The organism is Wenzhouxiangella sp. YN9, from assembly GCF_056324165.1.
The window spans coordinates 222150-234679 of sequence record NZ_JBJNIP010000115.1 but is presented as its reverse complement, the minus strand read 5'-3'; the positions used below and the strand labels follow the sequence as shown (position 1 = coordinate 234679).

Annotated in this window: 10 protein-coding genes; 1 reads left to right on the top strand and 9 read right to left on the bottom strand. The window is 60.5% G+C overall.

The features are described from left to right. The first annotated feature begins 501 nt into the window (after positions 1 to 501). Complete coding sequence (locus tag ACEWQ0_RS13100; RefSeq protein ID WP_476485545.1) at positions 502 to 1005, top strand: DUF456 domain-containing protein; 504 nt, start codon at positions 502 to 504, stop codon at positions 1003 to 1005. A gap of 22 nt (positions 1006 to 1027) precedes the next feature. Here ACEWQ0_RS13100 and nuoN read toward each other — a convergent pair whose 3' ends face one another. From nuoN to nuoF, 9 genes are all read right to left on the bottom strand, one after another. Next, positions 1028 to 2470: an NADH-quinone oxidoreductase subunit NuoN gene (gene nuoN, locus ACEWQ0_RS13095; RefSeq protein ID WP_476485544.1), complete on the bottom strand. Its 1443-nt coding sequence runs from the start codon at positions 2468 to 2470 to the stop codon at positions 1028 to 1030. Positions 2471 to 2565: 95 nt separating this feature from the next. Beyond that, positions 2566 to 4077 carry an NADH-quinone oxidoreductase subunit M gene (locus ACEWQ0_RS13090; protein ID WP_476485543.1) on the bottom strand — a complete coding sequence of 504 codons (1512 nt, stop codon included), beginning with the start codon at positions 4075 to 4077 and terminating at the stop codon, positions 2566 to 2568. 12 nt (positions 4078 to 4089) lie between these two features. Then, on the bottom strand, positions 4090 to 6045 hold the full coding sequence (gene nuoL / locus ACEWQ0_RS13085) for an NADH-quinone oxidoreductase subunit L (RefSeq protein ID WP_476485588.1): 1956 nt from the start codon (positions 6043 to 6045) through the stop codon (positions 4090 to 4092). A gap of 162 nt (positions 6046 to 6207) precedes the next feature. Then, positions 6208 to 6513 carry an NADH-quinone oxidoreductase subunit NuoK gene (gene nuoK, locus ACEWQ0_RS13080; protein ID WP_476481356.1) on the bottom strand — a complete coding sequence of 102 codons (306 nt, stop codon included), beginning with the start codon at positions 6511 to 6513 and terminating at the stop codon, positions 6208 to 6210. Next, entirely contained in the window at positions 6513 to 7115 is a 603-nt protein-coding gene (locus ACEWQ0_RS13075; protein ID WP_476485542.1) for an NADH-quinone oxidoreductase subunit J, read from the bottom strand. The genes nuoK and ACEWQ0_RS13075 overlap by 1 nt, the downstream gene beginning before the upstream one ends. Positions 7116 to 7128: 13 nt before the next feature. Continuing rightward, positions 7129 to 7617, bottom strand: a complete 489-nt coding sequence (gene nuoI / locus ACEWQ0_RS13070) for an NADH-quinone oxidoreductase subunit NuoI (protein ID WP_476481358.1) — start codon at positions 7615 to 7617, stop codon at positions 7129 to 7131. 11 nt (positions 7618 to 7628) lie between these two features. Continuing rightward, the gene (gene nuoH, locus ACEWQ0_RS13065) at positions 7629 to 8648 is read right to left on the bottom strand and encodes an NADH-quinone oxidoreductase subunit NuoH (RefSeq protein WP_476485541.1); all 1020 of its coding nucleotides are present in this window, start codon (positions 8646 to 8648) and stop codon (positions 7629 to 7631) included. Beyond that, a complete protein-coding gene (nuoG, locus tag ACEWQ0_RS13060; protein WP_476485540.1) occupies positions 8645 to 11008 on the bottom strand; it encodes an NADH-quinone oxidoreductase subunit NuoG in 2364 nt (787 codons plus the stop codon). Before nuoG ends, nuoH begins: the two co-directional genes overlap by 4 nt. A gap of 150 nt (positions 11009 to 11158) precedes the next feature. Further along, the gene (gene nuoF / locus ACEWQ0_RS13055) at positions 11159 to 12454 is read right to left on the bottom strand and encodes an NADH-quinone oxidoreductase subunit NuoF (RefSeq protein ID WP_476481361.1); all 1296 of its coding nucleotides are present in this window, start codon (positions 12452 to 12454) and stop codon (positions 11159 to 11161) included. Positions 12455 to 12530 lie beyond the last annotated feature (76 nt).

Genomic DNA, 12530 nt, shown 5'->3' with positions numbered 1-12530 from the left:
CAAACAACCGCTGGAAGAAGGTGCGAACACGCTGACCACCAGGCGGCTTGGAGCCTCTGTCATGAAACAGGAAAGCAGCTGGTGCGGGCTGTGAAAAAAGCGCTGGTATGCGCAGAAGTGCAATCATCGGTCCCACCGACAGGTAAATCCATCCCTGAGCCGCTCGTCACGGCCCCCGTTCGGTGGCGCTTTGGCAGGTTGTGACTACTTGCCGATCATGAGGTGGTCACAGATCCTCCCCGATCTGAAACCATAGATTTGTCCACCAGCCTAGCCCCCAACTAGACGGCGCAGATATTACACAGCTTCGTGACAGGCCGCAAGTTCTTGCTTCTGTAAATTGATGCCGTGATGATATACCTCGGCCCGGTGAGACATGATCGGCCGGGTATCTGCTGCCCACGGACCCTGTCGGTTCACGGGAATCAGCTTAGGTGACTGCACTGGTCATCGCTACCCGATTCCAATAAGATTGGGCCCTTGCAAGTGCGGACGCATGTGATGGAGTGGCTTAGCTGGGAACTATTGATCTGGCCGGTTTGGGCACTGGCTCTGGCCCTCGTTCTCGTCGGGTTGGCAGGGACGATTTTGCCGATATTGCCCGGCGTGCCGATCGTCCTGCTGGGCCTTGTGCTGCTGGCCTGGCTCGACGGTTTCGAGCGCGTTGGCTGGTGGACGCTGCTGTGGATGACGGCGCTGACGGCGCTGTCGATGGTGATCGACTTCGTCGCCACTGCTGAGGGTGCGCGGCGCTTTGGTGCCGGGCGTCACGCCATAGTGGGCGCGACTCTGGGGCTGTTGATTGGCCTGTTTTTCGGGATACCCGGCGTTCTCTTCGGTCCCTTTCTGGGAGCCGTACTCGGCCACATGGCCAGCCGCGCCAGGCTCGATGCGTCGCTGCGCGCCGGTGTCGGCGCCAGTGTCGGCGTCGTGGTCGGCACGCTTGCCGGCGCTGTCATTGGTGTGCTGATGGTCGTCTGGTTCGCCCTGGCCTGGTGGCTTTGACAAAGGCGTCTGCCTGTGCTTGCTAGCCCTGCGCGAATGCCGACAGGCACAGGGCAATCAGACCTCCGGAGAAAATCCCGAGTCCAATCATGGCCATGCCATTGACCGTCAGCACCGCGCCAAAGTCTACCGGAGCCGTCATTGGCTCGCTGTCTTCGGGCTCGTCGAAGTACATCAGTTTGACCACGCGCAGGTAGTAGAAAGCACCAATGACCGCCGTAATCACGGCCAGAATGCCCAACCAGGTGTAGCCCGCCGAAAGAGCAGCGACAATCACCTGCCATTTGGCAAAGAAGCCGGCAAAGACCGGAATCCCCGCCAGCGAGAACATCAGAACCAGCATCATCAGTGCATGCCAGGGGTTGCGGCGTGCCAGACCCTTGAGGTCATCGAGCTGATCGGCTTCCCGGCCATCCCGCGACAGCAGGATCAGCACCGCGAAACTGCCGGCTGACATGATGCCGTAAATGATGGCGTAGTACATCGCTGCCGCATAGCCTTCGGGAGTGGCCGGAAGCAGGCCAAGCAGCACAAAACCCATATGCGCAATGGTTGAATAGGCCAGCATGCGCTTGATGTTGGTCTGGGCAATCGCGACGACATTGCCGAGCACCATTGACAGCGCTGCGAGCACAATCAGCATGCCCTGCCAGTCTCCGTGCAGCTGTATCATGCCGTTATCGAGCAGGCGGATGGCCAAAGCAACTGCGGCCAGTTTGGGTACTGAACTGAGCAGCAGCGTGATCGGCAGCGGCGCACCGTCGTAGACGTCCGGAATCCACATATGCAGCGGGACGGCGCCAAACTCGAAGGCAATGCCGAGCACGATGAACACCAGGCCGACAGTCAGGAGCATGTCGTCGCCCATTCCGGCCGTCAGGGCGGCACTCACAGCAGACAGATCAAGCGAACCGGTCGCGCCGAAGATCAGGCTCATGCCGAAAAGGAGAAACCCCGAGGCCATTGCGCTCAGGACGAAAAACTTCATCGCCGCCTCGGAACCCGGAAGCGATTTACGGTTGAGCGCCACCAGCGGGTAGCTTGCCAGCACCATCACCTCGAGACCCAGATAGACGGTCAGCAAGGAGCCAGCCGAGATCAGCACCATCATGCCCAGCAGGGCGAACAGGCTGAGCGTGTAGAACTCGCCCTTGAACAGATTGAACTCGCGCAGATAGTGCTTTGCGTAAACAAACACGCCGATGAAGATCAGATAACTGAACACCTTGAGCACGTCACCAAAGCGATCGCGCACGAAGGTGTCGGAAAAGGCCTGCTCCACCTGGCCCGGCGCCATCATCGAGCCCAGGCTCAGGATGGTGGCAAACACCAGAGTGACCAGGGCCAGAGTGTGGGTCAGGCCGCGGCGCGCATCGGAAATGAACAAGTCGGCAAGCAGGACCACGCAGGTCATGCCGAGCACGAATATTTCAGGCAGCGCCAGTTGCAGTTCGCTAATCGTCATGGTTGAAGTCTGTTGTCATTGTCCGGTTTGAAACCAACGGCCAGCCGCAGCGGCTCTCTGTTGTCGGTTCACTAAACGCCCGCATGGTTTTCCTGTCAGCCCAGCTTCGACTGCATGATGTGCTCGACCAGGTTTTCCACCGACGGCTGCATGAGTTCAATGAGTGGGAACGGATAAACGCCCACCGCGATCACAAGAATGGCCAGCGCCGCCATCACGATCCACTCACGCTTGTCGAGATCTTTCAGTGACGCGATCTTGTCATTGCCCACCTCACCGTAGATCACTCGCTTGACGAGCCACAGGCTGTAGCTTGCGCCGAGCAACAACATGAGCGCCACGCCCAGAGAAATCCAGATATTGGCGTGGAACGCGGCCAGAATGACCATGAATTCGCCGACAAACCCGGAAGTGCCCGGAAGCCCCGAGTTGGCCATGAAAAACAGGATGGTAAACATGGCAAACCACGGCATGGTATGGGCCACGCCACCGTAATCCGCGATCTGGCGGCTGTGAACCCGATCGTAGAGCACGCCCACAAACAGGAACAACGCTGCCGAGATGAAGCCGTGCGAAATCATCTGGACCATGGCACCAGTCATGCCCAGCGTCGCACCCGTCAACTCGCCGGTGTTGCGAGCAATGGCAAAGCCCAGGAATATGCCCAGCGTGACAAAGCCCATGTGCGAAATCGAGCTATAGGCGATCAACTTCTTCATGTCGCGCTGGACAATCGCTACCAGGCCGATATAGATGATGGCGATCAGTGAGAGCGCAATGATGAGCCAGTCGAACTGACCGGCAGCATCGGGCACTATCGGCAGCAGGTAGCGCAGCATGGCGTAGGTGCCGATCTTGAGCATGACCGCGGCCAGCACAACCGAGCCGCCGGTGGGCGCTTCAACGTGCGCGTCGGGCAACCACGTGTGGACCGGCCACATCGGCACTTTGACAGCAAAGGCAATCAGCATGCCGAAGAACAGCCACATCTGCGCCGTCATCGACAGGCCATGTTCCTGCAGCGTGGCAACATCGAAGCTGCCGGAATCCAGGTACAGCCACAGCATTGAGATCAGCAAGAAGACCGAGCCCAGAAAGGTGTACAGAAAGAACTTGATCGTTGCGTAGATGCGGTTGGGCCCACCCCACATGCCGATGATCAGATACATCGGGATCAGACTGAACTCGAAAAAGACATAGAACAGCAGAATATCGAGCGCAGCAAATGTGCCGGTGATCAACGCATGCAGCACAAGGAACGTGGCCATGTACTGGTGCGGTCGATCACTGACATGCCAGCTGCTGATCACGATGACAAGGCTGGTCAGCGTGTTGAGAAGAATCAGCGGCAGAGAGATACCGTCGATACCCAGGTGGTAATGGATATTGAATGCTTCGATCCAAACCAGCTTCTCGACAAACTGCATGTCCGCCGATCCGGTATCGAAGCCGACATACAACAGCAACGACAGTCCGAATGCCACCAGGGCGACGATCAAGGCGAGCACGCGCGCCACATCCGGCGAGCGGCGGCCAAGAGTCGCCACGGCGACTGCACCGACCGCCGGTATCCAGATCAGAAGGCTGAGCAGGGGCCAATCCAGCATGGGTCAAATTCCTTATCGGAGCAGCATGAACGTCGCCAGCATGGCTACCAGCGCGACGGCCATGACGAAAGCGTAGTGAAACAGAAAGCCGGACTGGGCGGTACGAAGAACGGCTGACATGCGGCCGATCAACCGAGCCGAGCCGTTGACCAACCAGCCGTCGATCACGGTCTGGTCGCCACCTTTGGACAGGCCAGAGGCCACTCCGAGCCCGCCGCGAGCCAGGACGTTCTGCCACAGCTCGTCGAATCCGTACTTGCGGTCGAGGATGGTCCAGATCAGGCGGAAGCGCTCTCTGAGGCTGTCGGCCATACCCGGGTTGATCAGGTAGATATAGCTGGCAAGAGCGACGCCCAGCATGGCGAGCCAGAAGACCGGAGTGACAAACCCGTGCAGCGACATCGCCAGCGGGCCATTGAAGTGCTCGCCCAGCGCGGCAACCACATCGTTTTCCGGCCGCACCGAAATGGCATCGGCCAATGCGCCCCCGAACAGCAGTGGCTCGACCGTGAAATAGCCAAAGCCAAGTGACGCGATGGCCAGGAGCACCAACGGCACGGTCACTACGGGGCTGCTTTCACGCGCCTGTGAGCGCGTCTCCTCGTCCATGCGCGTCGGGCCGTGGAAAGTCAGATACAGCATGCGGAAGGTATACAAAGCAGTCACCAGCACGCCGGCATAGACGGCGAAATGAGCAAAGCCCGCGCCCGGACGCTCGGCCAGGCCGACGGCCTCGATGATCATTTCCTTGGAGAAGAATCCGGAAAGAAAGGGGAAGCCGATCAACGCCAGGCTACCTACCCAGGCAGTGATGGCAGTAATGGACATGTATTTTTTCAAGCCGCCCATCTTGCGCATGTCCTGCTCATGATGAAGCGCAATTATGACCGATCCGGCTGCCAGGAACAGCAGGGCCTTGAAAAAGGCATGGGTCGCAAGGTGAAACACCGCTGCCGAATAAGCGGAAGCGCCCAGAGCTACCGTCATGTAGCCCAATTGCGAAACCGTGGAATAGGCGATCACGCGTTTGATGTCATTCTGGACAATGCCCACCAGGCCCATGAACAGGGCGGTGACGCCACCAATCACCAGAATGAAGCTCAAAGCAACCTCGGAGGTCTCGAAGATGGGCGACAGGCGCGCCACCATGAAGATTCCAGCGGTAACCATCGTGGCGGCGTGGATCAATGCCGAAATCGGCGTTGGGCCTTCCATGGAGTCCGGCAACCACACGTGCAGCGGCACCTGAGCCGATTTGGCCATGGCGCCAAAGAACAGCGCCAGACAGATCACCGTCGTGGCCAGCACTTCTGTCTGGCCGAAGAGTCGGATGGTGGTGCCCTCCACCTCCGGGACGCCGGCAAAAACCGTGGCGTAGTCCAGCGAGCCGAAGAACAACAGCACCGCGCCGATGCCGACAACAAAGGTAACGTCACCGACGCGGTTGACCAGAAATGCCTTGAGGTTGGCTTTCACCGCGGACTCGCGCCCGAACCAGAAACCGATCAACAGATAGGAAACCAGCCCCACCGCTTCCCAGCCGAAGAACAGCTGCATGAAGTTGTTGGCCATCACCAGCATCAGCATGGCGAAGGTGAACAGATTGATATACGAGAAGAAGCGTTGGTAGCCGGGGTCGTCATGCATGTAGCCAATGGTGTAGATGTGCACCATCAGCGAGACCGAGGTCACGACCACCATCATCAGGGCAGTCAGGCTGTCGAGCAGGAATCCGACCTGAAAACGAATGCCGTCAGTCACCGCCCAAGTGTAGACGGTGTAATCCATATTCGGCAGGCCATTGAAGAAAACCTGCCAGGCCACGTAGATGGAGAGCGCCGTTGACCCACCAACCGCCAGGATGGTGACCCAATGGGCACCGGCACGGCCCACCTGGTGACGCAACAATCCGGCCACGGCGCTGCCGATCAGTGGCAGCAGCGGTATCAACAGCAGTACGGTCTCTATATTCACAACCAGTTATTCCCGTTACTCGTTGCCGATCCAACGGCTTTTGAATTCAACCACGAAGCGCACGAAGACCACGAAAGCATCCGATGTTCTTCATTTGTCGTTTCCTCGTGACGTTCGTCAATTGGCAGCAGTCATGCTGCCTGCACTCGCGCCGCATCACCCCTTAAGGTCGGCCATGTCTTCGACGCTGATCGAGCGGCGGTTACGGAACAACACCACCAGCAGCGCCAGGCCGATTGCTGCCTCCGCGGCGGCAACAGTCAGGATGAAGAAAACAAACACCTGACCGTCAAGCACGTCAAGGAAGCGGGCAAAGGCGATGAAATTCATATTGACTGCCAACAGCATCAGCTCGATGCACATCAGCAGAATCAGTACGTTCTTCCGGTTCAGGAATATCCCGGCCAGGGCAATGCTGAACAGCACCGCGCCCAGGGTAATGAAATGCGCCAGTGTCAGCATCAGGCGTCCTCTCCTTCGCTTTTCATCTTGACGATGCGCAGTCGGTCCTCGCGCTTGACCCGGATCTGGCGGCCGACATCCTGGTACTTCGTGCCCGGCCGGCGGCGATGAGTCAGCGCAATCGCGGCAACGATCGCCACCAGCAGAACCACGCCGGCAATCTCGAACGGGTACAGATAGTCGGTATACAACAGCTCACCGATCATGCTGGTGTTGCTGTAGCCGGCGCCCTCGGCGGACGGCAGCGGCACCTTTTCCATTCCCCGCGTCCAGATGGCGAGAAACAGCTGGGCCGCCATGGCCAGCGATACCAGTGCTCCGGCCGGCAGATAGCGCGCAAACCCTTCCTTGATGGAGGTCACGTTGATGTCGAGCATCATGACCACAAACAGGAACAGCACCATGACCGCGCCAACATAGACCAGCACCAGCGTGATGGCCAGGAACTCCGCCTGCAGCAACACCCAGATGCATGCGGCCGAGAAGAAGCTCAGAATCAAGAACAACACCGCGTGAATCGGGTTGCCGACCGTAATGACGCTCAGGGCCGAGAGCACGAGGATGGTGCTGAACAGATAGAAAACGATTTCGATGATTGGCATTCCAGACAGACCCTTAGCGGTAGCGTGCGTCTTGCGCGCGGTTGGCGGCAATGCTCTGTTCGAACCGATCCCCGATGGCCAGCAGCTGCTGCTTGTCGACGACCTTCTCCGACGCGTTTTCCATGTGGTACTCGCCGATATCGGTCAGCACAATCGAATCGACCGGGCAGGACTCTTCGCAGAAACCGCAGTAGATGCATTTGAACAGGTCGATATCGTAACGCGTCGTGCGTCGGGTGTTGTCCTCGCGGTTGTGCGACTCGATGGTGATCGCCAGTGCCGGACACACCGCCTCGCAAAGCTTGCAGGCAATGCAGCGTTCCTCGCCATTGGGATAGCGGCGGAGCGCATGCAGCCCGCGAAAGCGCGGAGACGTCGGCGTGTGTTCGTCCGGGTAATTGAGCGTGGTCTTCGGAGCCACACCAAAGCGCCAGGTCACGGCCATGCCGCGGAACAGTTCCAGCAGCATCAGAGAGCGAAGATAGCGTGCGATAGCTTGCATAATTACCTCGATCAGCCTCCGAACCAGCCCATCACGCGGAATCCGCCGGCGACCATGATCCAGACGATGGTAATCGGGATGAAGACCTTCCAGCCCAGGCGCATGATCTGGTCATAGCGATAACGCGGAAAGGTGGCCCGGAACCACAGAAACAGGAAACAGAACACCACGGTCTTGGCCAGGAACCAGTGCACGCCGCCGGCACCCAGAATGGTGTCACCAATGACGGGGATACCGGAAAACGGCGACAGCCAGCCACCCATGAACAGCAGCGAGGCAAGCGCCGAGACCAGAATCATGTTGGCATACTCGGCCAGGAAGAAGACCGCAAAGCCGGCGCCGGAGTATTCAACGTGGAAGCCAGCCACCAGCTCTGACTCGCCTTCGGCCATGTCAAAGGGCAGGCGGTTGGTTTCAGCCACGCCGGAGACAAAATAGATGACGAACAGCGGCATCAGCGGCAGCCAGTACCAGGTCAGAATGCTGCCGGTCTGCGCCTCGACGATGGCGGTCAGATTCAATGAACCGGCCAGCACGATGACCCCTACCAGCGCAAAACCCATCGCGATCTCGTAGGAGACGGCCTGCGCGGCCGCACGCAAGCCGCCAAGCAGCGCGTACTTCGAGTTCGAAGCCCAGCCACCGAGCAGAATGCCGTACACGCCCATCGAGGTCAGCGCCAGCACCAGCAGCAAGCCGGCGTCGATATCGGCCAGCACCAGCCAGTCGTCGAATGGCACCACCGCCCAGGCCGCGAGCGCCGGCCCCAGCGACAGCACAGGCGCCAGCAGGAACAGGAACTTGTTCGCATTGCTGGGAATGATCAGTTCCTTGAACAGCATCTTGAACACGTCGGCAAAAGGCTGCAGCAGCCCCAGCGGGCCAATGCGGTTGGGCCCGCGCCGCGAGTGCATGTAGCCAAGCACCTTGCGTTCGAAGTAGGTGTAGTAGGCCACGGCAATGGTGATCGGCAGAATGATCGCCAGCACCTTGGCGATGGTCCACAACAGGGTCAGGAGCTGATCGATCATGACAGCACCTCCACGCTGATGTCGCCGCCGCCGGCACCCATGGTGGTTACCGGGCAGGTAGCTACCGGCAGGCCGATGGCGCCGGGCGCCACGCGCGCGTCGAGTTCCAGATCAAGCTCCGCGCTGGCCTCGCCCTGGCGAACCCGAACCCGGCTGGCCTGCTCAAGGCCATGACGACGAGCCGTGGCCGGGTGAACGGCACACACGGTCGCCGCAGCCTGAGTGGTCTGTTGTAACGCCGGGGCCCTTCTGAGCAGGCTGTCGCCTGAATACATCGGCACCTCGCCGGTGCGCCAAAGGGTGTCGCCCTCGGCGACGAAAGGGGCCGCGGGCGCATCATGGTCTGCCGCGTCGATGTCGCCGGCAAGCGCCTGTTCGGTCACGGTCTCGAGAGTGGCAAAGTCAAAACCTTGCGCTCCAACCAGCTCTCCGAGCTTGCGCAGGATCTTCCAGCCGGCCTGAGCCTGCTCCGGGGCGCGGCCCACGGCCTGCAGGGTTTCACGATGACCGTCCGCGTTGATCCAGGTGCCGTCGACTTCCGGCGCGGGTGAAAGCGGCAGCAAGACATCGGCCGTTTCGCGCAGCAGCGAGTTGTCAAAGACGGTTGCCGCAACGACCGAAGCGGCACCGTCAAGCGCGCGCCGGGCGGCAGCCGGATCAGCCAGGTCGAAGTCGGGCTCGATATCCCAGAGCAGGTAGGCCTGGCGCCCTTTCGCGATCATGCTGCGAGCGTTCAGGCCACCGCGTTGCGGCACGCTGCCGGCCGCCCAGGCACCCTGGCTGTTGGCTGGCCCGGGCAGCACCACCAGTGCCACTTCAACCGCCTCGGCGAGCCATTCAGCCAGGCGGCGCAGCCAGCCCGCTTCGGGGTGGTTGAGCGCCTGGTCGCCCAGCAACAGCACGCCGGAGTCGGCGTCCTTGAGCATGGCGGCAATCCGTTGCGCTTCCTGCTCCGGATGACGCTCACCGATATATTCGCCCAGCTTGCCTTCAGGCAGACTCTTGCCAGTGAGATCGGCAGCCGCCTTCGCTACCCGTGCCAGGGTGTCGACCATGGCCTGTGGCGGCACGATCATGCGCTCGGCCAGATCGAAGTGGAAATCCCAGGCCACGCTGTTGATGTCGGCAATCTTGGCGCCACCCTGGCGCCAGGCAGTGCGTACCCGGTGCCCCAGAATCGGCTGTTCGTGGCGAACGTTGCTGCCCACCAGCACAATCGCGTCGGACTCGGCCACGCTGGCGGTGGACACATCCAGATGGCCGCGACCGGCCTGCGGATGCGAGAAGTCGAGCAGGCGCAGACGATGATCAACGTTTTCGCTGCCCAGAGCGCGCGCCATCGACGCCGCCAGGTAGTGCTCCTCAACGGTTGCCCGCGGGGAAACCAGCACGCCCAGCTCCTTGCCGCCATGGGTGTCGACCGCTCCCTTGATTGCGCGCGCGGCAGCATCGAGGGCGTCTTCCCAGCTTGCCTCCTGCCATTGGCCGTTGACCTTGATTTGTGGTGTGGTCAGGCGATCTTCGACGTACAGGCCAAAGTGGCTGTAGCGGTCGCGGTCGGCCAGCCAGCACTCGTTGATTGCCTCGTTGCTGCGCGGCACTGCGCGCATGATCTTCTTGCCGCGCGTGTGATAGAACAAGTTCGAACCGAGGCAGTCATGAGTACCAATGTACTTGCGCGCACGCATTTCCCAGGGTCGCGCGGTGTGGCGAAATGGCTTGTTGGTCAGCGCGCCGACCGGGCACAGGTCGATGATGTTGCCCGACAGCTCGGAGTTGATATTGCGCTCGACGAAAGTACTGATTTCCAGATGCTCACCGCGGTTCATGCCGCCCAGCTCGCTGGTTCCGGCAATCTCCTCGAGGAAACGCACGCAGCGCGTGCAGTGAATACAGCGCGTCATGTCGGTTTCGATCAGCGGCCCGACGTTCTTGTCGCGCACCACGCGCTTGCGTTCGGTAAAGCGCGACACCGAGCGCCCATAGCCCATGGACAGATCCTGCAGCTCGCATTCACCACCCTGGTCACAGATCGGGCAGTCAAGCGGGTGATTGATCAGCAGAAACTCCATCACCCCACGCTGGGCATCCACCGTTCGCCGTGACTCGGTGAACACCTTCATGCCGTCAGCTACCGGTGTGGCGCAGGCCGGCAGTGGCTTGGGTGCTTTCTCGACATCGACCAGACACATGCGGCAGTTGGCCGCGATCGAGAGCTTGCTGTGATAGCAGAAGCGGGGAATATGGATGCCGGCACGGTCGGTCACCCGGATGATCATTTCGCCCTTCTTCGCCTCGAGCGCGCGCCCGTCGACTTCGATCGTGACGATATCGTCCTGTTTGTTCTCAGCAGTCGCCATTAGTCAGTCCAGCTCAATTCTGGCGGTCAATAACGCTTGACCATGAAACGCACGCAGGCAGGTCAATGGAGGCACTCATGCCAACTCCCCGCCCTTGGTGGTTCAGATACCCGGCAGCCCGGAAACACGTAATCATCGATTGGCGCCGGCTCATGCCGCCGCTCCCACACCGCCGCTCACCATCGAGCGGCCGTGCTCGACGTAGTGCTCGAACTCCTCGCGGAAGTGCCTGAGGAAACCCTGCACCGGCCAGGCTGCTGCCTCACCGAAGGCGCAAATGGTGTGACCTTCGATCTGGGTCGTCACCGACGCCAGGGTATCGAGGTCTTCTTTCTTGCCCTGACCCGCCATGATGCGATGGATCATGCGGTGCATCCAACCGGTGCCCTCGCGGCAGGGCGTGCACTGTCCACAGGACTCGGCATAGTAAAAGCGCGCGATGCGCAGGCATGCCGCGACCATGTCGGTGGTCTCGTCCATGACGATGACCGCACCCGAGCCCAGACCCGATCCGGCCTTCTGGATGGCGTCGTAGTCCATGGTCAGGTCCATCATCACGTCGCCGGGCAGCACCGGCATCGACGACCCGCCCGGAATCACGCCCTTGATCCGGTTGCCGTCGCGCATGCCGCCGGCCAGCTCCAGGAGCTCGGAAAAGGGCGTACCCAGCGGCACTTCGTAGTTGCCCGGCTTGTTGACGTGGCCGGACACCGAGAAGATCTTCGAGCCACCGTTGTTGGGCTTGCCCAGCTCCAGAAACCAGTCGGCGCCGTTACGCAGAATTGCCGGCACCGAGGCCAGGGTTTCGGTGTTGTTGATCGTCGTGGGCTTGCCGTAGATGCCGAAATTGGCCGGGAACGGCGGCTTGAAGCGCGGCATGCCCTTCTTGCCTTCAACCGACTCCATCAGCGCGGTTTCCTCACCGCAGATGTAGGCACCGGCGCCGAGCAGGTTGTGGATATCCACATCAATACCCGAGCCCATGATGTTCTTGCCCAGATAGCCGGCCTCGTAAGCCTCCTTCAGGGCGCCCTCGATACGCTCGAACGGCTCGTGGCGAAACTCGCCCCGAAGATAGTTGTAGCCGACCGTCGCACCCATGGAATAGGCCGCGATGGCCATACCTTCGAGCAATGCATGCGGGTTATAGCGCAGGATATCGCGGTCGTGACAGGTGCCCGGCTCGGACTCATCGGAATTGCACGCCAGGTACTTCTGTCCGGGGGCCGAGCGCGGCATGAACGACCATTTCAGGCCGCTGGGAAAGCCGGCGCCACCGCGGCCGCGCAGGGCCGACTTCTTGACCGTCTCGATGATGTCTTCCTGAGGCGTTTTTTCCTTGAGGATCCGCTCCCAGGCCTGCCAGCCGCCGTGCTTTCGATAAGCCTCGAGCGTCCAGCAGTTGTCTTCATCGAGATGGGTAAAGCAAACGTTGTGTTCAGCCATAATCAATGCCCGCAAATCCTTGAATCACGCAGAACCGCTGAGCAGCCGAGAGCGCACAGGCCAATCGAATTGACAT

What these genes read in the sequence shown, in the direction of transcription:
- ACEWQ0_RS13100 (WP_476485545.1), top strand. Translation starts at nt 502, where the DNA reads ATGGAGTGGCTTAGCTGGGAACTATTGATCTGGCCGGTTTGGGCACTG.
- nuoN (WP_476485544.1), bottom strand. Translation starts at nt 2,470, where the DNA reads ATGACGATTAGCGAACTGCAACTGGCGCTGCCTGAAATATTCGTGCTC.
- ACEWQ0_RS13090 (WP_476485543.1), bottom strand. Translation starts at nt 4,077, where the DNA reads ATGCTGGATTGGCCCCTGCTCAGCCTTCTGATCTGGATACCGGCGGTC.
- nuoK (WP_476481356.1), bottom strand. Translation starts at nt 6,513, where the DNA reads ATGCTGACACTGGCGCATTTCATTACCCTGGGCGCGGTGCTGTTCAGC.
- ACEWQ0_RS13075 (WP_476485542.1), bottom strand. Translation starts at nt 7,115, where the DNA reads ATGCCAATCATCGAAATCGTTTTCTATCTGTTCAGCACCATCCTCGTG.
- nuoI (WP_476481358.1), bottom strand. Translation starts at nt 7,617, where the DNA reads ATGCAAGCTATCGCACGCTATCTTCGCTCTCTGATGCTGCTGGAACTG.
- nuoH (WP_476485541.1), bottom strand. Translation starts at nt 8,648, where the DNA reads ATGATCGATCAGCTCCTGACCCTGTTGTGGACCATCGCCAAGGTGCTG.
- nuoG (WP_476485540.1), bottom strand. Translation starts at nt 11,008, where the DNA reads ATGGCGACTGCTGAGAACAAACAGGACGATATCGTCACGATCGAAGTC.
- nuoF (WP_476481361.1), bottom strand. Translation starts at nt 12,454, where the DNA reads ATGGCTGAACACAACGTTTGCTTTACCCATCTCGATGAAGACAACTGC.